This is a genomic window from Natronococcus sp. CG52 (assembly GCF_023913515.1).
GTDB classification, from domain to species: Archaea; Halobacteriota; Halobacteria; order Halobacteriales; family Natrialbaceae; genus Natronococcus; species Natronococcus zhouii.
Window position 1 is genome coordinate 3,626,827 of sequence record NZ_CP099391.1, and the last position, 18,906, is coordinate 3,645,732.

23 protein-coding genes and 1 pseudogene are annotated in these 18,906 nt (G+C 66.5%); 11 read left to right on the forward strand and 13 right to left on the reverse strand.

Going from position 1 to position 18,906, the window contains the following annotated elements; all coding sequences use genetic code 11:
- Nucleotides 1-30: 30 nt before the first annotated feature.
- Entirely contained in the window at nucleotides 31-378 is a 348-nt protein-coding gene (locus NED97_RS18215; protein WP_252488436.1) for a hypothetical protein, read from the forward strand.
- 144 nt (nucleotides 379-522) lie between these two features.
- On the opposite strand, the gene NED97_RS18220 is transcribed toward NED97_RS18215, so the two are convergent.
- The 5 genes from NED97_RS18220 to NED97_RS18240 form a co-directional block, all read right to left on the reverse strand.
- Nucleotides 523-1,848, reverse strand: a complete 1,326-nt coding sequence (locus NED97_RS18220) for a sulfite oxidase (protein WP_252488437.1) — start codon at nucleotides 1,846-1,848, stop codon at nucleotides 523-525.
- Nucleotides 1,849-2,125: 277 nt separating this feature from the next.
- Nucleotides 2,126-2,641 carry a GNAT family N-acetyltransferase gene (locus tag NED97_RS18225; protein ID WP_252488438.1) on the reverse strand — a complete coding sequence of 172 codons (516 nt, stop codon included), beginning with the start codon at nucleotides 2,639-2,641 and terminating at the stop codon, nucleotides 2,126-2,128.
- Nucleotides 2,638-3,567 carry a D-2-hydroxyacid dehydrogenase gene (ddh, locus tag NED97_RS18230; protein WP_252488439.1) on the reverse strand — a complete coding sequence of 310 codons (930 nt, stop codon included), beginning with the start codon at nucleotides 3,565-3,567 and terminating at the stop codon, nucleotides 2,638-2,640. The genes NED97_RS18225 and ddh overlap by 4 nt, the downstream gene beginning before the upstream one ends.
- Before the next feature lie 192 nt (nucleotides 3,568-3,759).
- Nucleotides 3,760-4,320 (reverse strand): GNAT family N-acetyltransferase, encoded by a 561-nt coding sequence (locus NED97_RS18235; protein WP_252488440.1) that lies wholly within the window; start codon nucleotides 4,318-4,320, stop codon nucleotides 3,760-3,762.
- A gap of 54 nt (nucleotides 4,321-4,374) precedes the next feature.
- Nucleotides 4,375-5,745, reverse strand: coding sequence for an NUDIX domain-containing protein (locus tag NED97_RS18240; RefSeq protein WP_252488441.1), 1,371 nt, complete (start codon nucleotides 5,743-5,745; stop codon nucleotides 4,375-4,377).
- Between the two features lie 61 nt (nucleotides 5,746-5,806).
- Between NED97_RS18240 and NED97_RS18245 the strand changes: the two are divergent.
- The 3 genes and pseudogenes from NED97_RS18245 (at nucleotide 5,807) to NED97_RS18255 (ending at nucleotide 8,172) form a co-directional block, all read left to right on the forward strand.
- Nucleotides 5,807-6,306, forward strand: a pseudogene (locus NED97_RS18245) (metallophosphoesterase family protein).
- Nucleotides 6,307-6,376: 70 nt separating this feature from the next.
- On the forward strand, nucleotides 6,377-7,147 hold the full coding sequence (locus NED97_RS18250; RefSeq protein ID WP_252488442.1) for a coenzyme F420-0:L-glutamate ligase: 771 nt from the start codon (nucleotides 6,377-6,379) through the stop codon (nucleotides 7,145-7,147).
- Between the two features lie 74 nt (nucleotides 7,148-7,221).
- A complete protein-coding gene (locus NED97_RS18255) occupies nucleotides 7,222-8,172 on the forward strand; it encodes a 5,10-methylenetetrahydromethanopterin reductase (protein WP_252490652.1) in 951 nt (316 codons plus the stop codon).
- Here NED97_RS18255 and NED97_RS18260 read toward each other — a convergent pair.
- Nucleotides 8,169-8,363 (reverse strand): hypothetical protein, encoded by a 195-nt coding sequence (locus NED97_RS18260; RefSeq protein WP_252488443.1) that lies wholly within the window; start codon nucleotides 8,361-8,363, stop codon nucleotides 8,169-8,171. The genes NED97_RS18255 and NED97_RS18260 overlap by 4 nt on opposite strands.
- A 121-nt stretch (nucleotides 8,364-8,484) precedes the next feature.
- Here NED97_RS18260 and NED97_RS18265 point away from each other — a divergent pair, with 121 nt between their 5' ends.
- The 6 genes from NED97_RS18265 (at nucleotide 8,485) to yciH (ending at nucleotide 14,014) form a co-directional block, all read left to right on the forward strand.
- Complete coding sequence (locus tag NED97_RS18265; protein ID WP_252488444.1) at nucleotides 8,485-8,760, forward strand: DUF7573 domain-containing protein; 276 nt, start codon at nucleotides 8,485-8,487, stop codon at nucleotides 8,758-8,760.
- A gap of 75 nt (nucleotides 8,761-8,835) precedes the next feature.
- The gene (locus NED97_RS18270; RefSeq protein WP_252488445.1) at nucleotides 8,836-9,030 is read left to right on the forward strand and encodes a cold-shock protein; all 195 of its coding nucleotides are present in this window, start codon (nucleotides 8,836-8,838) and stop codon (nucleotides 9,028-9,030) included.
- A gap of 325 nt (nucleotides 9,031-9,355) precedes the next feature.
- Entirely contained in the window at nucleotides 9,356-10,333 is a 978-nt protein-coding gene (locus NED97_RS18275) for an AAA family ATPase (protein WP_252488446.1), read from the forward strand.
- Entirely contained in the window at nucleotides 10,330-11,376 is a 1,047-nt protein-coding gene (locus NED97_RS18280; protein WP_252488447.1) for a DUF58 domain-containing protein, read from the forward strand. Before NED97_RS18275 ends, NED97_RS18280 begins: the two co-directional genes overlap by 4 nt.
- Nucleotides 11,373-13,637: a transglutaminase TgpA family protein gene (locus NED97_RS18285; protein WP_252488448.1), complete on the forward strand. Its 2,265-nt coding sequence runs from the start codon at nucleotides 11,373-11,375 to the stop codon at nucleotides 13,635-13,637. Before NED97_RS18280 ends, NED97_RS18285 begins: the two co-directional genes overlap by 4 nt.
- Before the next feature lie 83 nt (nucleotides 13,638-13,720).
- A complete protein-coding gene (gene yciH / locus NED97_RS18290; protein ID WP_005553381.1) occupies nucleotides 13,721-14,014 on the forward strand; it encodes a stress response translation initiation inhibitor YciH in 294 nt (97 codons plus the stop codon).
- Nucleotides 14,015-14,171: 157 nt separating this feature from the next.
- Here the strand turns inward: yciH and NED97_RS18295 are convergent, their stop codons facing one another.
- The 7 genes from NED97_RS18295 to NED97_RS18325 all read right to left on the reverse strand — a co-directional run bounded on the left by NED97_RS18295 (nucleotide 14,172) and on the right by NED97_RS18325 (nucleotide 18,560).
- A complete protein-coding gene (locus NED97_RS18295) occupies nucleotides 14,172-14,540 on the reverse strand; it encodes a rhodanese-like domain-containing protein (RefSeq protein ID WP_252488449.1) in 369 nt (122 codons plus the stop codon).
- Between the two features lie 65 nt (nucleotides 14,541-14,605).
- A complete protein-coding gene (locus tag NED97_RS18300) occupies nucleotides 14,606-15,181 on the reverse strand; it encodes an NUDIX hydrolase (RefSeq protein WP_252488450.1) in 576 nt (191 codons plus the stop codon).
- A gap of 225 nt (nucleotides 15,182-15,406) precedes the next feature.
- The gene (locus NED97_RS18305; protein WP_252488451.1) at nucleotides 15,407-15,829 is read right to left on the reverse strand and encodes a DUF5809 family protein; all 423 of its coding nucleotides are present in this window, start codon (nucleotides 15,827-15,829) and stop codon (nucleotides 15,407-15,409) included.
- Nucleotides 15,830-15,854: 25 nt separating this feature from the next.
- Entirely contained in the window at nucleotides 15,855-16,265 is a 411-nt protein-coding gene (locus NED97_RS18310; protein WP_252488452.1) for a DUF5810 domain-containing protein, read from the reverse strand.
- Between the two features lie 48 nt (nucleotides 16,266-16,313).
- Nucleotides 16,314-16,793 (reverse strand): ribosomal protein S18-alanine N-acetyltransferase, encoded by a 480-nt coding sequence (rimI, locus tag NED97_RS18315; protein ID WP_252488453.1) that lies wholly within the window; start codon nucleotides 16,791-16,793, stop codon nucleotides 16,314-16,316.
- 49 nt (nucleotides 16,794-16,842) lie between these two features.
- On the reverse strand, nucleotides 16,843-17,160 hold the full coding sequence (locus NED97_RS18320) for a hypothetical protein (protein ID WP_252488454.1): 318 nt from the start codon (nucleotides 17,158-17,160) through the stop codon (nucleotides 16,843-16,845).
- Nucleotides 17,160-18,560 (reverse strand): sodium-dependent transporter, encoded by a 1,401-nt coding sequence (locus NED97_RS18325; protein WP_252490653.1) that lies wholly within the window; start codon nucleotides 18,558-18,560, stop codon nucleotides 17,160-17,162. Before NED97_RS18325 ends, NED97_RS18320 begins: the two co-directional genes overlap by 1 nt.
- Before the next feature lie 125 nt (nucleotides 18,561-18,685).
- On the opposite strand from NED97_RS18325, the gene NED97_RS18330 reads away from it, so the two are divergent.
- Entirely contained in the window at nucleotides 18,686-18,856 is a 171-nt protein-coding gene (locus tag NED97_RS18330) for a hypothetical protein (RefSeq protein WP_252488455.1), read from the forward strand.
- Nucleotides 18,857-18,906 lie beyond the last annotated feature (50 nt).

Here is an 18,906-nt window from a genome sequence, read left to right on the forward strand (position 1 = left end):
TATTATCGGCTGAGTTGATACGGGTAGCGTATGACAGACGAGATTTCACTGGATGGACGGACACTTGCTGGCGTCGCAAATGATGAAGGCGGAGAAGTGGATGCAGATACCGTCTTTCACTTCGAGCAGAACGGCGAACGAATATACGCGAACTATTCTGGTGGCAGTGTTGTGGACGGACATTTGGTTGGAACCTTCGATGGGAAACAGTGGGATATCCGATACACCCAAATAAACACAGAAAACGAAACCGCCACCGGCCACTCCATCGGTGACGTTGAGCTTCTCGACGATGGTCGTATTAGGGTTGAAGATGAGTGGGAATGGGAATCGAAGCCCGGGAAAGGTGAGTCGGTGCACGAAGAAGTTGACCAGTAGATGGTTCCTGAATAATCAACCTTCGACCGTTCACTATTTGGCCTACACGTAACGCGAGTTTCGCACGCGATTCTGAAAGAAGAAACCCTGCTACTATCTACTGTTAACTGCTTGCCCTGAACGGAACACCGACCGGGCGGCTGACTACTCGCAGCCGTCGTCGACGACCGTCACGTCCACGCCGTGGGGGAGGTAAGCATTGTTCCCGTAACCGTCCTGATTCCACGGGAACCGATCGTCTTCGATCGTGAGTAGCCCCTCCTCGGCGTCTGCGACGGTCCTGGGCTGGTTGCGGCCGTGTTCGTCCGTCGCTCGAGAGACGATCGTATACTCTCCCGGTTCGGCGTCCCAGCAGTAGCGGAACTGTCGCCAGCCGTAGGGTCCGAGATCCTGGCCGAAGAAGTCGGCGTCGGCCCACGTCTCGCCGCCGTCGACGGAGATCTCGACTCGCTCGGCCCGGTCGTCGCCCGCCCACGCGACGCCGACGATCTCGATCCGTCCGTCCTGTTCTCGAGGCTCGAGCGTCGCGTTCTCGCCGGGATATCCGACGAGCGACTTGACGAGTTGATCGTAGAGATACGGCGCGTAATCGATCTCGCCGGCCGCCTCGGCGTCCATCTGCGCCCGGGTATCGAACTCGTCGATCGACTCGCGTTCGCTGGGCTCCTGGTCCGCGGCGAGCATCCGGTAGGACTCGTGTTGCCACTCGACGTAGTCGGCCCACGCCTCGCCCGCGTGCATCTTCTCCGTCACCTCGAGTTCGGCGACCCACTTCACGCAGTTGTTGCCGAACCAGCCGGGGACGACGAGTCGGACGGGGTAGCCGTGGTCCGGCGTCAGCGGCTCGCCGTCCATCTCGTAGGCGAGGATGCAGTCCTCGAGGACCTTCTCCACGGGCAGCGAGCGGGCGAAGACGTCCTCGTCCTCGGGGTGCTCGCCGCCGGCGACCACGAGCCACGTCCCGTTGTGCGTCTCCGCGCCGGCGCCCTCGAGCACCTCCCGGAGTGGCGCGCCCGTCCAGACGGTCGTGCCGACGGCGCCGACCGTCCAGGGGACGCCGTCGACCTCGGGTTCGAAATCGGCGCGGCCGTTGCCGGAGCACTGCATCGTGTGGGCGACCGACTCCGTCGAGAACTCCTCGCGGAGGGTCCGCGTATCGAGTTCGAGGCAGTCCTCGAGGCCGAGTCCGCGGAGTTCGATCGTCCACTCGTCGGCGTCGATCGCCGGCGTCGGGTAGTGGTTACGGACGTAATGCTCCGACGTCGGCGTCGTGGCTTTCGTGTACGTCTCGCGGTCGGCCGCCTCCGCGTTCTCGGGATCGTGGGTCATGACCCGCAGTCCGGGGTAGCGCTCCTCGAACGACTCCGGTTCCTCGCCGGGGCGCAGGTCCGGCGGCGGATCGGACTCGTCGCTCGAGGCCGTACTCGAGCGGCCCGCGATCGCGACGCCGGCGAGCGTTCCCGATGCCATCAGGAACCGACGGCGGTCGAGGAGGCGGCGTCGCGCGGTGGTCGACTCTGAACGGGACTCGGACGCCGGTTCGGACTCCGCTGGAGTGTGTTCCGGTGGCATAGTGAGACGCATCGCTCGAGTCGGTTACCTCACAGCCGTCCCGCTCTCGAGCGATGAACGCACCCGGCGCTATTCCGTTCCGCCGTGACAATCAACCGATTGCGGAATATCTCGCCGCTTTACGCGAACCGGTCGGCTTTCCGTCGCGGGCGAACGCCGCAAAACCGATTTCGAGTTACGGGGACGACAGTCGTTTCCGCATTCGGAGCGCCGCGAGCGACACGTCGTCGGTCATCTCGAGCACGACCGTCTCGTCCCCCTCGTACCCCTGGCGACGGTAGAAGTCGATCGCGTGTTTCGACGCGACGAGGACGATCGATTCGAGTCCCGCGTCGCGGGCGACTCCCTCGAGACGCTCGAGGATCTCGCGGCCGACCCCCTCGCGAACGGCGTCGGGGCGGACGTAAACGGCCACGATTTCGCCGACCGACTCGTCGCGGCCGCTCGAGTTACGATCGAGCCAGCCGAAGCCGACGAGTCGATCGTCGCGTTCGGCGACGAGCACGTGGATGCCGGCGTCGGTCTCCTCGATCGGATAGCGCTCCGGATGGACGTTCGCGAGCCACGCCCGTCGCTGCCGGTCGTCGTAGTCGCCGCTCCCGAGTTCCCGGATCGCCGCAGCGTGGACGGCGGCGATCGCGTCGGCGTCCGTCGGTGTCGCCTCCCGAACCCGCACGTCCGTCACGCTCACACGACCCGATTGTGGAACTGCTCGTCGCCCGCGAGTCGGTCGGCGTTCTCGCGGACGATCTCGCCGACGTCCCGGAAGTAGTCCCGCGTGTAGGCCGCGCAGTGGGGCGTGACGATCACCTCGTCCATCTCCCACAGCGGCGACCCCTCGGGGAGCGGTTCGGCCTCGAAGACGTCGAGCGCCGCACCCTCGATCGTCCCGGCCTCGAGGGCGTCGGTCAGCGCAGACTCGTCGACGACGGAGCCGCGGCCGACGTTGACGAAGTAGGCGTCCTCGGCCAGCGCGTCGAACGCGTCGGCGTCGAAGAGATGGTGGGTCTCGTCGGTCAGCGGCAGCGTGACGATCACGAAGTCAGCCTCGGAGATCGCTTCGTGGAGGTCGTCGTTCGCGTAGATCTCTTCGAAGCCGGGGACCGACTCGCCGCTCCGGCGAACGCCGGTCACCCGAACGCCGAGCGCGCCGACCACGTCGGCAACGCCCCTGCCGAGCGTTCCCGTCCCGACGACGCAGGCCGTCGTTCCGGGCAGCGTGAACGCCTCGTCCCACTCGGGGCGGTCCCACCGGCGCTCCTGCTGGTCGGCGACGTGGACGTGGAGCCGACGGGCGAACGCGAGCAGGTAGCCGGCGACCGTTTCTCCCACCGTGCGGTCGTGGATCCCGGTGCTGTTCGTGAGGATCACGTCGCGTGCCTCGAGTTCGTCGAACGGGAAGCGGTCGACGCCCGCCTGGATCGAGTGGATCCACTCGCACTCGAGGAAGGCGTCGCGGTGCTCGAGGGTGACGACCGCGTCGCAGTCGGTGATTTCGTCGTCGCCAACGACGGCGACGTCGACGGGCAGATCTGAGAGGAAGTCCGCGAGTTCCGACGGCGGGAACACCGCCTCGACGGAGTCGTGGACGCCGAGTCGCTCGAGTTCGAACTGCATGGCTGGCGCTACGAACGACTCGAGGTTCAACGTTTGCATGAAAGGCGGCTCGGAGAAAATCCCTCGTCACAAGGGGCTCGGAGGGGGTAACACTTCGTCACGGCCGCCACGTTCGGGCTACGCTCGTCACACGCAAAAACCCCACGAACCGCTCGAGTTCACCGAAACTCGCCGCAAACGAGCCTCGATGAGCTACCGATCGCGTTCGACTCGCCACTTCTCGCGCAGTAGCCCGTACCGGATCGTATCGCGGTAGTTCCCGTCGACGAACCGATCCTTGCGGATCCGGCCCTCCTCCGTGAAGCCGAGCGACTCGAGCAACCCTCGAGACGCGTCGTTGAAGTCGTACGCCACCGCGCCGACCCCGGGCACGTCGTACGTCCGGAAGACGTAGTCGATCAGCTGAGAGACTGCTTCCCGACCGTACCCCTCGCCGTGAACGTCGGGGAGGAGCCAGTACGTGAGATCGGGCCGTCGCCAGGCGGCGTCTTCGACGGTAACCGCGCCGATCCGGCGAGTCGATCCCTCGTCGAGAGTGCCGTCGTCCGCGTCGTCTTCGTCGAGACAGACGAGGAACCGATCCGCGTCGTCGTCCTCGAGCCACGCCTCGAGTTGGTCCCGGTTCTGCAGCGGCGCCCCGAGCGGGTAGCGAAGTTCGGGATTCGCGTAGGCCCGCTGGAGAAACGGCAGATCCTCGTCCTCGAGCGTCCGCAGCGTCACCCGCTCGCCGCGCTGAATGCGTGCTCCCGGCATACGGTATCGTTTCTATCAGTCAGCAAAAACGTTATGTGTCGGCCGGTGGCGCCGCTACGCGTCTCGCCACGCTTCGAGTTCGCGCAACTCCTCGGCCACGTCGGCGACGTCCCCGGACTCGAGCCGCCCGCGCTCGGTGGCGACTTCGTCCACGCAGTCGGCGGGCGTCACGTCGAACGTCGGATTGACCACGTCGATTGCGGCGTCGCCGTCGTACACCGCCGATCGGTTGCCGGACTCGAGGTTCACCTCCTCGCGGGTCGAGATCTTGTCCGTGGCCGCGACGACCGTCACCGGCACGCCTTCCCGGGCGGCGGCGATCGCGAGCGCTCGCGTGCCGGTCTTGTTCACGACGGCGCCGTCCGGACGGATCGCGTCCGCGCCGACGACGACTCGGTCGACGTCCTCGCTCGCGAGAACGTGTGCGGCGGCCGCGTCGGTGTGCACGGTTACGGCAAGGTCGTCGGCCAATTCCTCGGCGACGGCGACACCCTCTCGAGCCGGTCGGGACTCGCTGACGAACGCTCGAGTCGGGTCGCCGCCGCGAAGCGCCTCGAGGACGGTTCCCGACCGCGAAAGTGTCGCGACCGGGCCGTCGATCAGGTCAGCTGCGGTCGCCGCGGCCTCGGCGTCGGCCTCGAGCGCGCGGTCGATCCCCGCGAGCGTCGACTCGAGGATCGCAGACGCGTCGACCGCGTCGTCCGTGCTGTACTCGTCCGCCTCGGCCATCGCCCGGTTCACCCGGTTTCGGAGAACGGCCATCGAGGGCCGAGCCTCGAGCAGACGGCCCGCGAGTTCGGCGAGTTCGTCGCGCTCACCCTCCGGGTCGTCACCCTGCTCACGGATCCCCCGTTCGCCGTTCCGAGGCGACGGCGTCGCCTCGCTCTCGGCTCGTTCCGCGACCAGCAATCCCGCACGGTCGCGCAACACCTCGAGCGCGCGGATCGACAGGGACGCGGCGCCGTGTTCGTCGTCGGCGGCGATCGAGCGCACCGTCGGCGCGACCCGCTCGTAGGCGGTCCACAGCTTCGGCACCGTCTCGCGATCCGATTCGGGATCGATAATTTCGGTCGGCGGAACCCATTCGAACGCGTCGTGTTCCTCGCTCAGTTCGACGTCGGGGTCCCCGCAGTCGAAGAGGGAGGGGTGGACGACCCACTCGCGCTCGAGGTCCGGATCCGTAAACTCGACGGGACGGCCCGACCGGACGGGCGAAACGTCGTCCTCGAGGCCGGTTTCCTCACGGATTTCGGTCCAGACCTGTTCCTCGGGTTCAGCCTCCGCGAAGCCGGAGACGCCGCCCCACTGCCCCGTGTAGGTGCCGACAGCGTCGCTGCGGCGCAACAGGAGGATTTTGCCCCCGTTGCGGAGAAACGCAGTGACGACGTGGGTTCCAGTGCCCTCGCCGTTCGATGACTCGCTCATACGAACGCGAACGACCGGGGGGAGGGAATCGCTTTCGGGACTGCACGAAGTACGTCCGTCCATGCCGCGTATCGCCATCGTCGCAGACACACACACGTCCCGTCTCGAGCGACCGGCGTCCCCGACTGGGTCGAGGACAGAATCGGACGGGCCGACCACACGATTCACGCAGGTGATTTCGACTCGAAACGGGCCTACGATCGGATCGTCGATCTCGCCGAGGGAGAACTGACGAGCGTGAGCGGAAACGCGGATCCCGCGAGCCTCGAGGTGCCATCAGTGGCGACCCTCGAGGCGGGAAAAACGACGTTCGTCGCCACCCACGGAACTGGCTCACCTGTAGGGTGGTACCAGCGAGTGGTAGAGACTGCCCGCGAGCAAGCAGGATCGGATGCGATCGCCGTCGCGGGCCACACCCACGAGGTGGTCGACACGACGGTGGACGGAGTTCGGGTGCTCGACCCGGGTAGTGCGACCGGCGCGAACCCTGCCGACCGCGAGACGATGCTCGTCGCGACCGTCGACAACGGCGATGTCGCCGTCGAGACGCTGACCGAGTGAGCACGGTAGAGGGGGCGGCCGAATGCTCCGGTGACGGTGCGCTTTTGGCGCCGCTTGCCCACCCTCCGGTATGGAACTGCACGCAGTGCCGGACCTGCCCGAGATCCGGCCCGGCGACGACATCGCCGCGCTCGTCACGGATCGGGCCGATCTCGAGGCCGGCGACGTGCTCACGGTCGCGAGTACGATCGTCTCGAAGGCCGAGGGGCGGACGGCGAACCTCGAGGACTACCCCGTCAGCGGCCGCGCCAAGGAGATCGCCGAGCGGATCGGCGAGGTCGCCGGCGAGGAGAAAGATCCCAGATTCGCACAGGCGGTGCTCGAGGAGAGCACCGAGTTGCTGATCGACTGCCCGTTCATGCTCACCGAGACGCGCTTCGGTCACATCTGCGTCAACGCGGGGATCGACCGCTCGAACGTGCCGGATCACGACGTTCTGTTGCTCCCGCGAAAGCCGGCCGAGAGCGCCGAGCGGATCCGCGACGGACTCGCTGCGCGCGGCCACGAGGACGTCGCGGTGATCGTCACGGACACCTGCGGGCGGCCGTTCCGCCACGGTCAGCGCGGCGTCGCGCTCGGGTGGGCCGGGATGCCCGCGAGCCGGGACTGGCGCGGCGAACTCGACCGCGACGGACACGAACTCGGCGTCACCGTCCAGTCGGTCGTCGACGAACTCGCCGCCGCCGCGAACCTCGTGACCGGCGAGGCCGCCGGCGGGACGCCCGCCGTCGTCGTCCGCGACTGGGAGTTCGGCAACCTCGAGGGCAGCGACGAACTGTTCAGGGACGTCGAGGACGACCTGATTCGCCAGGCCCTGCGAGAGTGGGGGTTCGAACGGTGAGCGACGCGACGCCGCCGCTCGGCGACGGAACGACCTGGGGGATCGAACTCACGCCCGAACACCCGCCGGATCGGATGGGTGAACTCGCGGCATTGGCCGAGACGGAGGGGTTCGACGTCGCGTTCGCGAGCAGCCACTACTTCAACCGGGATCCGTTCGTCGCGCTCTCGCGGATGGCCGACGCGACCGACTCGATCCGGCTCGGGCCGGGGGTCGTCAACCCGTACGACAGCCATCCGGTGAAGCTCGCGAGCCGGACGGCGACGATCGACGAGGTCAGCGACGGCCGCGGGGTCTTCGGCGTCGGCGCGGGCGATCGCTCCTCGCTCGCGAACCTCGGATACGAGCACGAGCGTCCGCTCCGACGAGTTCTCGAGACGTTCGACGTCGCTCGCGATCTGTGGGCCGGCGAGACGGTGACTCACGAGGGAACGTTCACCGCGCGGGACGCCTCGCTCAACTTCGACGACCGAGAAATTCCCGTCTACGTCGGCGCGCAGGGCCCGCACATGCTCCGCATGAGCGCGAAACACGCCGACGGCGTGCTGATCAACGCGGCCCATCCGGACGACCTCGAATGGGCCGCCGGGCAACTCGAGAGGGGACTCGAGGAGCGCAGCGACCCGCGAGACGGCGCGTTCGAGGCGCTTGCCTTCGCCAGCGTTAGCGTCGCTGCGGACGAGGACGCGGCCCGCGAGGCGGCCCGTCCTCCCGTCGCGTTCATCGTCGGCGGCGCGGCCGAACCGGTGCTCGAGCGTCACGATATCGACCGCGACGCGGCGAGTGCGGTCAGCGAGGCCGTCGAGCAGGGTGACCTGCAGGCGGCGTTCGACGAGGTCACGCCTGCGATGATCGACGCCTTCTGTATCGCCGGGACGACCGAAACGGTCGCAGAACGGTTCGACGCGGCGCTCGAGCACGTCGACGGACTTGTCGTCGGCTCGCCGCTGGGGCCGGATCTCGAGGACGCGATCGAGCGAGCGAGCGACGCGATCGAGCGCGTCGAGCAATCACCGAGCGGTTAGTCCGACGTAAAGAGGCTGCCGACGGCACCGAGGGTCAACGCGCCGAAGACGCCGAGCGAGAAGACGATGAGCAGCGTGCCGACGAGGACGAGCAGGGGCGCGAGTCCCTCTCCCACCGCGACGTCGGTGAAGAGTTCGTTCATCTCCCGAATGTTGTCCGCGATGACGTTCAGCACTACGGCGGATTCCATGCGTGGGAATTGTCACCGGTGGTACTTGGGGGTGCCGGTCCGACCGGAGGACGGACGGATTGGCGATCGCGGAAGTGGCTACAGCAGAGCGATTAAGCCGTTCGCATTCGTACGACAGCACGTGACCGACGACGCGACGCTCTCCGATTTCGAATCTGCGGCGGACGGAGCGGACGACGAGCGAGCGACGGGCGAGACGACTCCCGGTGAGGTAGACATCGACGAGTCGGATGCCGACGGGGATCCGACCGGCTCGAGCGCGGCTGAATCGGACGACGGGACGGCACTATCGACCTACGCCTGGGGAACGTACACCTGTGCTCGCTGCGGGACGACGACCGAGCGCGCCTGGCGCGACGAGGGTTCGTTCGTCTGTACCGGCTGTAAGTCCTGGTAATAGCCGGCGTTCCGAGCGCCGAACGATCCTTCCTCCCAAACATTTATATCTCAGTCGCGGCTCTATAAACTTGCAATGGCGAAAGGAACGGTTGACTTCTTCAACGACACTGGCGGCTACGGATTCATCGAAACTGAGGACGCGGACGAGGACGTGTTCTTCCACATGGAAGATGTCGGCGGCCCTGACCTCGAGGAGGGTCAGGAGGTCGAGTTCGACATCGTCGAAGCCGATAAGGGCCCGCGCGCGGACAACGTCGAACGGCTCTGAGGCGATCCGGCGGAGGTATCGTTTTCTGATCGTTACTCGCCCAGTGGCGACACTCGTTCTCGACGGAGTCCAGAGGAAACGGCCGATCAGCGACTCGAGTCGCGGCCGACATAGTAGCCGCTGAAAGCCGGTGCACACCCGATCGTACGACGGCTGTGCGATCGGTGTGTGAACCGTTTGAGCTGGTACTACAACCCGTCTGTTCAGCGCACGACCACCTGAAACCGACCGTCAACCTGACCGACACAAAACATATAGTTCTAACTCATAGAACACGTACTGATGAGCAATTCGGCTGGGTCCCCCGTGAAGATCGTTTTGAGCCATGACTGACGCCAACCCGACATCCGCGACTGGCCGCGAACCGCACACCCCGAACACCCTTCCGGTATCCGCTATCGAATCTCTCTGCTCCGACGTCGAAGCGAACGTTTCGCGCGTGATCGTCGGTCACGACGACGCCATCGAGCACGTGATCACGGCGATTCTGGGACGCGGTCACGTACTGCTCGACGACGTCCCCGGCGTCGGCAAGACGATGCTCGCTCGTTCGCTCGCGAGGTCCGTCGACTGCAGGTTTCGCCGGGTCCAGTTTACGCCCGATCTCCTCCCCGCGGACGTAACCGGCGTCAACGTCTTCAACCAGAAGACGCGAGAGTTCGAGTTCAACGAGGGACCCGTCTTCGCCAACGTCGTCCTCGGCGACGAGATCAACCGCGCGCCGCCGAAGACCCAGTCGGCGCTGCTCGAGGCGATGGCCGAACAACAGGTGACCGTCGACGGAACGACGCGAGAGCTTCCGGACCCGTTTACGGTCATCGCGACCCAGAACGCCGTCGAGCCGAACCAGACCTACGAGCTGCCGTTCGCCGAGGTCGACCGTTTCATGAAGAAGCTCACCCTCGGCTACCCCGAGGCCGACGAGGAGACCGAACTGCTCGGGCGAGCGGTCGGCCACCACCCGATCGACTCGCTCGAGCCGGTGACCGACCTCGAGACGCTCGTTCGCGCCCGCGAGACGGTCGCCGGCGTTCGCGTCGAAGAGCCGATTCGGGAGTACGCGACGCGACTGGCGGGGTACACCCGCGAACACGCAGACATCGGCGTGAGCCCCCGGGCGGCGATCTCGCTGCTGCGAGCCGCCCAGGCCCGCGCGGTCACCGACGGCCGAGAGTACGTCATTCCGGACGACGTTCAGACGGAGGCACCCGTCGTGTTGAGTCACCGCATCAAGACCGACGGCCGCGACCGGGACGGCGCGTCGATCGTCGAGGACGCACTCGAGTACGTCCGCGTCACATGAGACTCACGAGCCGGGGATGGGCCGTCGTCGCCGTCGTCGCGTTCGGTATCACGATGAGCTGGCAGTACGGCCCTCGAGCGCTGGACGCCGTCGTCACGCCGCTGCTCGTCGTCCTGTTCGCCGGCGTGCTCACGACGGTCCGCGCCGAGCGTCCGCGAACGAGACGGCTCCCCGTCTCCGAGGGGTTCATCGGCGAGCGCCGGACGGTAGCCGTCGGGATCGAAACCGACTCGAGCGTCGCGGCGACCGTCCGCGACGACGTCGGCGACGGGCTCTCGGCGTCGGGCGCCGCTGCAGAGACGACCCTCGAGGGTGAAACCGAGTTCGAGTACGACCTCACCCTCGAGGGGCGAGGCGAACGCCGGATCGGCCCGCTGTCGGTCACCGTCGGCGACGTCTTCGGTCTCTGTGAGCGACGGTTCGAGTACGAGGAGACGACGAACGTCCTCGTCTACCCGCGCGTCTACGACCTGCGCGAGGGGACGAACCGCGACCTCGAGTTGCTCGCCGACGTCGCGAGGCGTGAGGATCGCGAGGAGTTCGACCACCTCCGGGAGTACCAGCGCGGCGACCCGCTCCGGGACGTCCACTGGAAGTCCGCCGCCAAGCGGCCGGGCGACGAACTGGTCGTCAAGGAGTTCGCCGCCGACGAGACGAGCGGGTCGGCGACGATCGCCGCCGAGTGTATCCCCGGTCGCGAGGACGAACTAGCGGGCGCCGCCGCCAGCGTCGCGACCTACCTGCTCGAACTCGAGGTCGACGTCGGTCTCACCCTCGCGGACGACCGTCGTCCGTCGAGCACCGGCCGCGAGCACCACCGGTCGCTCCTTCGACTGCTCGCCGTTCTCGAGGGCCGCGAACTCGACGACCGGGACCGGACGGAAGCGGACGTGCTGATCCAGTCCGACGCGAACGGGACGGTAGTCGTCGTCGACGGATACGAGATCCCGTTCGATCGGCTTCGCGGTGCCGCCGGAGATGAGACTCGCACCGATCGCGAGACCACCCCCGACGGCGGCTCCTCGCGAGGGGTTGCCGCATGAGCACGGAGTCGCGCGGGCGAACCGTCGGGGTCGACCTCGACTCGCCGATCGATCCCGACCCGTTCCGTCTGCTCGCACTCGGCTGCGTCGCGGTGCTGATCGCCTCGTACGTTTACGTTCTGCGGGAGGTGACTCGAGTCGTCGGCGGAACCGAGTCCTTGCTGTTGCTCGTCGGCGCGATGATCGTCGCGGCGACGGTGCTCGCGCGGACGATCCGGCCCCGGACCGCGACGATAGCGACCGTCGTGGCCGTCACCGTCGGCTTCACCTACTACTTCGAAGCGACCGGCGCCGGCGTCGGTGTCGCGCTCGCGGCGAGCGGAGCGCTCGTTTCCGACACCGCCGCGCTCGCGACCGGCCTCCCGCTCCTTCGAATGGTCGAAGTCGGTCTCTGGACGCTCGGATTCGCACCCGGCCCCGCTTTCCTCTCGTGGTATCTCGCGCTGCGCGGGCGGTACGCGCTGAGCGTCCTCCCCGCGAGCGGCGCGCTGCTGTTTCTCGTCCTCACGGGCGACGCGGGAACGACGATCACCCTGCTCGGGACGGTCGGCGCGATCGGCGCCGTCGGCTTCGGCGAACTCGAGCGCCGCGGCGGCTCGATCGCACAGGCTGACCTGCTCGCCGTGCTGTTCGCGGCGATCATCGTGCTCTCGCTGTCGGTGACGTTCCTCCCCGGCGACGATAGCGGTCCGGCGTTCGCGGACGGAGGCAGCGGGACCCTCGAGGGGACGATCGACACCTCGGACGAACAGTCGGGGATCGGCGGCCGGGTCGACCTCTCGCCGGAGGTCCGGTTCACGGTCGAGGCTGAGGAGCACTCCTACTGGCGAACCGGCGTCTACGACCGGTTCGCAGGCGACGAGTGGATCCGATCGGGCCAGACCGAGGAGTACGACGGCCGGATCGGCGCGCCGCCGGGCGAACACGAGACGACGACGCAGCGGATTACCGCCGAAACGGAACTCGGCGTCCTCCCCGGCGCGCCCCAGCAGGTCGGACTCGAGGGACCGCCGGTGAGATACGCCGACGTCTCGAGTCACGGCCAGCCCCAGCCGGCCGATACGCTCGTCGAGGGCGACGAGTACATCGTCGAGAGCGCGGTGATCGATCCCGATCCCGACGAACTTCGAGCGGCGGGGACGGACGATCCCGAGTACGTGACCGACGAGCACGATTACCTGCAGATGCCGGAGGACACCTCGAGCGAGTTCGAAGAGCACACCGCCGAGGTAACCGAGGGCGCGGAGACCCGCTACGACGCGGCCGTCGCGATCGAGCAGTACCTCCGCACGTCGAAGGGGTACTCGCTCGAGGTCGACCAGCCCTCGGGCAACGTCGCCGAGGAGTTCCTGTTCGAGATGGACGAGGGCTACTGCGTCTACTTCGCGACGACGATGGTCCAGATGCTGCGGAGCGAGGAGATTCCGGCCCGGTACGTCACCGGCTACACCACCGGTCAGCAGGTCGACGACGACACGTACGTCGTCCGCGGGCTGGACGCCCACGCCTGGGTCGAGGTCTACTTCCCCGGCCACGGCTGGGTCGCGTTCGAACCGACTCCCGGTGACGCCCGTGAGAACGTCCACAACGACCGCCTCGAGGAGGCTCGCGAGGACGGCCGCGACGACGTCGACACGGAGGAGAGCGAGGACGTTCCGATCTCCGACGACGAGGACGAGAACGAAAACGAGTCCGAGAGCGAACGCGACGACGAGCCGAACGAGTCGACGAACGACACCGATCCCAACGACGACTCGCCCGATACCGACGACGATCCGAGCGACGACACAGATGACGGATCCGGCGTCGACGACGGCGGCGGCGACGGTGATGGCAACCGAGATCTGAGCGAACTCGTCGCGGTCACGCGCGAGCAACTCGCCGTCGGATTCGTCGCACTCGTCGGACTGGTAGCCGGCGTCCGCCGAACCGACGCGACGACCCAGGTCCGTCGGGAGTTCCGGCTGTACCGACACGGCCGCCGGGGCGACCCCGACGCGGACGCCCGCCACGCGTATCGTCGACTCGAGCGACTGCTCGCACGCGAGTATCGGCCCCGACGCCGCGCGGAGTCGAGCCGACAGTACCTGGCGGCGCTGTCGGCCGAGGAGGCAGTCGATCCGCGCGCAAAACGGGTCGCGGAAGCCTACGAGCGGGCGACCTACGGCGGCGGCGTCGATCGAGAGGCGGCGGACGAGGCGATCACGACCGTCGACGAACTCGCTCGAGAGCGGCTGCCGATCCTCCGTCGGTTCCGCTAACCTCCTTTCCCTCAAAAAGAATCGCACGACGCGATGTAGGTCCCGATAGTGTTTAATATGCCCATTTCGTACCATCGGATGTAATGTCGGAAGTCTGCTCGACGTGCGGGCTGCCTGAAGAGCTTTGCGTCTGTGAGGACGTGGCCAAGGGACAACAGCAACTCAACATCCGCATTGACGAGCGCAGATACGGTAAAGAGGTAACGATCGTCGAAGGATTCGATCCGAAGGACGTCGATCTGGACAGTCTCTCGTCGGATCTCAAGTCCAAGTTCGCCTGTGGCGGAACCGTCGAGGACGGCCAGATCGAACTCCAGGGCAACCACACCGGCCGCATCGAGGATTTCCTTCGGGATCGCGGCTTCAACGTCGCCTGAGCCCGCGATGATCTGAGACGACTTCCGAACCCGCGACCGCAGCACGTACCGCCCGGCATCGATTTTCCGTCGCGCTGACGAATTTCCCGATAACTGACAAGGCAGTGGCTGCTGAAAAACGCCTCGAAGACGGAATACGGGTCCGAACGGAGACCGATCAGAACGGAGACTCGGCGTTCGCGGACTCGTCGGCGTCGCTCTCTTCCTCTCGAGCGAGTCCGTACTTCATACCGTACTCCTCCAGACCGCCGGCCATGCTCTCGACCGTCGCGTCGGCCGTCCCCTCGTAGGAGCCGATGAGCCTGGCGGCCTGAACGCTCGCCTCGCCGTGCGGGCAGACGGTGACGATGCGCTCGGCACCCTCGAGATCCTCGATACGGCCCGAGAGTTCGTGGAACGGCAGGTTCTCGCTGTCGGGGATGTGGCTGTGTTCGAAGCTGTGCTCGTCGCGGATGTCGACGACGCGAACGTCGGCGCCGTCCTCGAGGAGTTCCTTGACCTCCTCGGTCGAAATTTCGCCGTCCATGATTTGCGAGTTAGAACGCCGCGTGAATAAGCCCCACGGGTCGACATCGGTTCGAGCGTCCCTCGTTAGAGCAGGCCGTCCTCCTTCGCGAGCAACAGCGCGGTCATCGTCGAGTCGTTCGCCGGCTGCTCGCGGGCGCGCTCGAGGGCGCCGTCGACCGGCACCGTCGTCACCTCGAGGAACTCGTTGCTGTCGAGTTCGCGTTCGCCGGGTTCGAGCCCCTCGGCGTAGACGATACCGCGGTCGTGGCGGAGCACGCCGGTCGCGACGGCGTACTCCTGCAGCAGCGACGTACTCGCGGGACGAAAACCGGTCTCCTCCTCGAGTTCGCGAGCGGCGGCCCGCGTGTAGGACTCGCCGTCCTCGACGATTCCCGCGGGAAGTTCGAGGTGAGTCTCGCGGATCGTCGGACGGTACTGCTCGACGAACAGCAGGCGGTCGCCGTCCTCGTCGACCTCCGCGCTCTCGAGCACGTCGGCGTCGATCCGGGCGACCACGACGACCGCGGGCGGCAGGTCCGCCCAATAGTACTGTTTCTCGCTCCCGTCGGGCTGGACGAGCCGATCGTACCCCCCGTCGTACCAGGGCGTCTCGTACTCGGTCACTTCCTCGAGTAGCTCCCACTCGTCGGGCTCGGTCATGGTGAGAGGCTGCGTTCTCGAGGGTGTAATAGGTGCCGTCTCGTTCGATGCTCCGTTCGGCGCCGACGATCCGGCAGCCCGTTGCTCGCGTTCCGAACGTGGGCGACGGTATGGTCTCCGACGCGCCGCGCTCGAGCGGACGCCCGTCTCGACCGTCCCGACGAACTCCACGACGGCGACCCGCTTCGACGTCCCCGCGGTCGCGCGCCGACGCGACCGCTCCGTTCAGTCCGTCTCTTCCGCGAGTTCCCGGTAGATCCGGCCGAACGCCTGCCGTCGCAGCGTGGCGACCGCAGCGTCCTCTTCGTCCTGAAAGGTCGCCGCGACGGCGTCGCCGGTCGGCCCGGCGTGCCAGACGACGCGGTCGACGCGCTCGTGGCCGACTTCGGTCACCTCGCCGTCGAAGGACCCGCGCCACTGCTCGTACTCCTCGCGAGAGCCGACGGCGACCTCGAGTAGACTCGCGAAGAGCGCGTCGCGGGCGGTTTCGACGACGTCGCCGCTAACGCGCTCGTCGTACTCCTCGCGGTCGAACTCCATCGACTTCGCGACCTCGCGGACGACCGTCTGTGCCGCGGGGCCGACCGACTGGTACTGCGTGCGTGCCTCCTCGATCGACTCGAACGTGAACGTCCCCACCGTGTGCATATACGATCGGTCGACGGACGGGCAGTTACGCGTTTTCGTTTTCGTCGCCGGACTCGTCCGCGTTCGCTTCGTCCGCAGAATCAGCGGCCTCCATCTGACGGGTCATCTCGCGCGCCTCCTCTAGCACGCTCTCGGCTTCGGCCGTCATCGCGCCGCGACCCGGCTGGTTCGCCTGGCGGGAGAGTTCGTCCTCGAGCGCCGGCGGGCGGCCGGGGTCGTGTGCGCGGTCGTCGAACTCGGGCGTCTCGATCTCGGTCGCGCGCTCGGCGAGGATTTCGCCGAGTTCCTCGGGCCCGCAGTCGGCCCAATCGGGGGCGTGTTCCTCGAGCCAGGCGCGGTGGTCCTGGCGGCCGAGCGAGGCGGTGACGGCGAGGTGGTTCGCGAGGTGGACCGCGTCGGCCTCTTCGACGTCACAGACCGGGCAGACGTATCCCATAGCCGCCCGTACGAACGCCGGCGGTAAAACGTCCTCGCACCCCGAGGCTCACTCGAGTTTCCGGAGCATCACGATCGCATCCTCGTCGTTGTAGTATCCCGGAACCCGTCGAAGCCCCTCGAAACCGAACTTTCGGTAGAGGCGTTTCGCGCCGTCGTTCGACTCTCGTACCTCGAGTTTGACCGAGTCGGCGCCGTGCGCCGCGAGGACGGGGAGTACCTGCGACAGCAGCGCGGAACCGACGCCAGCGCCGCGTCGGTCGGGGTGGACGGCGATATCCTTGATGTGGCCGAGATCCCAACCGTAGTTTCGCGTCACGTCGGCGACGACGTACCCCGTGATCCCACCGTGTCCGCCGACCGCGACGAGAAATCCCGGTTCCTCGACGAACCGTTCGAACGCGTCGTAGGGCCAGGGTTGAGCGAACGACGCGTTCTCGATGCGAGTGACCGCGAGCAGGTCGGCGCGTTCTACGGGCCGGATCGAAAACCCGCTGTCGTTGTGGCTCGTCGGAACCGGGGTTGTCACACCCGTCACTACCGTGTCGAGACGTAAAAGAGGTGACGGCGGGTCCGGCTCAGACGCGGTCGAGGCGGTCGATCTCTTCGCTCGACCAGTCGTAGAAGTGCCTGTCGGTCTGCACCAGTGCGTCGACGCACTCGTTGTGTTGTTGCCGGGCCTCGTCGACCAGCGGGTCGTTCGGATTGTTCTCGATCCACTCGCGCAGTTCCGCGAGCGCCGCCGGCGAGTAGGTATCCATCCGCTTCTGGCGTTTGAGGATCTCGACCTTTCGGTCCTCCTGACGCAGGGTGCGGGCGAGCGCCCAGCCGGCGACGCCGTAGAACGCCAGCAGGGTGAACGCGAGCATCCCGAGGACTTCGGCGGTCAGCGCCATCAGTCGTCACCCCTCGTGACGCCAGCGGTATCCGGTTCGCCGCCACGACCCTCGAGAACGGACATGAGCGCGTAGCCGATGATCGGGAACAGCACGAGCACGAGCATGCCGCCGATCATCTCCGTGGTGCCGAAGTTCTCCCAGGCGAAGTAGGCCATGATGAACAGCATTACGGCCGGAATAACGTACTTGATGACCGGGTTCCACCAGCGGCCGATGTGGATGCCGGCGTTCTGGTTGACCGCGAGCAGGCGCAGGCGCTCGGGCCCCATCACCCAGCCGATGATTCCGATGATCATGAGCGTCGCCAGCGGCAGCCCCCAGTTGCCGAAGACGAAGTCCAGGTAGTCGAGAACGTCCACGGAGTACGCGCTCGGTAGGCCGAGCAGCCAGATACCGCCGCAGACGCCGAGGACGGTCTGGGTTCGATCGAAGCGCGTCTCCTCGGCCAGCGTCGTGACGCTCACTTCGGTGATCAACAGCCCGGAAGTGAACGTCGCGAGGAAGAAGCCGATGAAAAAGAGGACGGCAACGAACCCGCCCAGCGGGATCTCGGGGAAGACCTCCACCAGCGAGATGAACGCCAGTCCAGCGCCGACGTCGGGTTCGATGCCGACGGCGAAGACGATCGGGAAGATAGCGAGTGCCGCGAGGATACCGATACTCGACTCGCCGATCGCAGTGAATACGCCACCGCCCAACGGGACGTCGTCGTACTCCCGCAGGTAGCTGCCGACCGTCAGGGCGATCCCCCAGCCGAGGCCGGTCGAAAACAGCGCCTGTCCGAGCGCGGCGATCCAGGTGTCGCTGAACGTCAGGTACTCCCACTGGATCGTGAACGCGAAGGCGATCCCTTCACTCGCGCCGTCGAGCGTGAGTCCGCGGATAGCCATCACGACGAGTGCGAGCACCAGCGCAGGCACGGCGTACACGACGATTCGCTCGACCCCCCGCCGGATACCGAGCGCGAGTATCGCGGCAATCGAGCCCATCACGACCGTGTGGAGCCCGATCATCAGCGCCGCGTTGTCGAAGAGCCCCATCATGAACGGTTCGGCCTCGAATCCGGGTGCCGTGAACGTAAAGAGCAACGAGTGGACCGCGTAGTACAGCGTCCAGGCGATCACCGGCGAGTAGTACGACATCAGTGCGATGTTCACCAAGAGGACGACGACCCCGAAACCGACCATCCCGCCGCGGCCGACGACGTCACGGAACGCACCGATAACCCCCTTGTTCGTGTACCGGCCGAGCGCGACTTCGGCCATCAGTCCGGGAACCGCGAGGACGAACAGGAGGACGAGGAACGCGAGGACGAACGCACCACCACCGTTGTTCCCCATCACGTACGGGAATCGCCAGATGTTTCCAGCGCCGACCATGGCGCCGATCATCGCCATCAGGAACCCGAAACGCGTTCCCCACTCCGCTCGAGCCGTTTTTGTCGGAACATCTGCCATCGTAGACTCACACGAGCTGCATCATCGTATAGATAGGTCATATGTTACCGTGAAACACAATAGTAATGATCGATTTCCTATCAGACTGGAAAACAGCGCTTGTAGGCGTAATACCCCTCGGCCGGAAGCGCGTCCGAACCACGCTGGCTCGCTCCCGGAGCGGCGGCGTCGAACTGATGTTCGAGGTTCGGGACCTCGATAAACGTGTAGTCGACGTCTCGAGCGAAGAGCGGTAACCGATCCGGGGAGAACGCGCGATTCAGCGATCCGACGAGACGATACTCGA

Excerpts from the sequence above, each read along its gene's own strand:
- NED97_RS18215 (WP_252488436.1), top strand. The coding sequence starts at position 31 with ATGACAGACGAGATTTCACTGGATGGACGGACACTTGCTGGCGTCGCA.
- NED97_RS18220 (WP_252488437.1), bottom strand. The coding sequence starts at position 1,848 with ATGGCATCGGGAACGCTCGCCGGCGTCGCGATCGCGGGCCGCTCGAGT.
- ddh (WP_252488439.1), bottom strand. The coding sequence starts at position 3,567 with ATGCAGTTCGAACTCGAGCGACTCGGCGTCCACGACTCCGTCGAGGCG.
- NED97_RS18235 (WP_252488440.1), bottom strand. The coding sequence starts at position 4,320 with ATGCCGGGAGCACGCATTCAGCGCGGCGAGCGGGTGACGCTGCGGACG.
- NED97_RS18240 (WP_252488441.1), bottom strand. The coding sequence starts at position 5,745 with ATGAGCGAGTCATCGAACGGCGAGGGCACTGGAACCCACGTCGTCACT.
- NED97_RS18250 (WP_252488442.1), top strand. The coding sequence starts at position 6,377 with ATGGAACTGCACGCAGTGCCGGACCTGCCCGAGATCCGGCCCGGCGAC.
- NED97_RS18255 (WP_252490652.1), top strand. The coding sequence starts at position 7,222 with ATGGGTGAACTCGCGGCATTGGCCGAGACGGAGGGGTTCGACGTCGCG.
- NED97_RS18260 (WP_252488443.1), bottom strand. The coding sequence starts at position 8,363 with ATGGAATCCGCCGTAGTGCTGAACGTCATCGCGGACAACATTCGGGAG.
- NED97_RS18270 (WP_252488445.1), top strand. The coding sequence starts at position 8,836 with ATGGCGAAAGGAACGGTTGACTTCTTCAACGACACTGGCGGCTACGGA.
- NED97_RS18275 (WP_252488446.1), top strand. The coding sequence starts at position 9,356 with ATGACTGACGCCAACCCGACATCCGCGACTGGCCGCGAACCGCACACC.
- NED97_RS18280 (WP_252488447.1), top strand. The coding sequence starts at position 10,330 with ATGAGACTCACGAGCCGGGGATGGGCCGTCGTCGCCGTCGTCGCGTTC.
- NED97_RS18285 (WP_252488448.1), top strand. The coding sequence starts at position 11,373 with ATGAGCACGGAGTCGCGCGGGCGAACCGTCGGGGTCGACCTCGACTCG.
- yciH (WP_005553381.1), top strand. The coding sequence starts at position 13,721 with ATGTCGGAAGTCTGCTCGACGTGCGGGCTGCCTGAAGAGCTTTGCGTC.
- NED97_RS18295 (WP_252488449.1), bottom strand. The coding sequence starts at position 14,540 with ATGGACGGCGAAATTTCGACCGAGGAGGTCAAGGAACTCCTCGAGGAC.
- NED97_RS18300 (WP_252488450.1), bottom strand. The coding sequence starts at position 15,181 with ATGACCGAGCCCGACGAGTGGGAGCTACTCGAGGAAGTGACCGAGTAC.
- NED97_RS18305 (WP_252488451.1), bottom strand. The coding sequence starts at position 15,829 with ATGCACACGGTGGGGACGTTCACGTTCGAGTCGATCGAGGAGGCACGC.
- NED97_RS18310 (WP_252488452.1), bottom strand. The coding sequence starts at position 16,265 with ATGGGATACGTCTGCCCGGTCTGTGACGTCGAAGAGGCCGACGCGGTC.
- NED97_RS18320 (WP_252488454.1), bottom strand. The coding sequence starts at position 17,160 with ATGGCGCTGACCGCCGAAGTCCTCGGGATGCTCGCGTTCACCCTGCTG.
- NED97_RS18325 (WP_252490653.1), bottom strand. The coding sequence starts at position 18,560 with ATGGCGATGATCGGCGCCATGGTCGGCGCTGGAAACATCTGGCGATTC.
- NED97_RS18330 (WP_252488455.1), top strand. The coding sequence starts at position 18,686 with ATGATCGATTTCCTATCAGACTGGAAAACAGCGCTTGTAGGCGTAATA.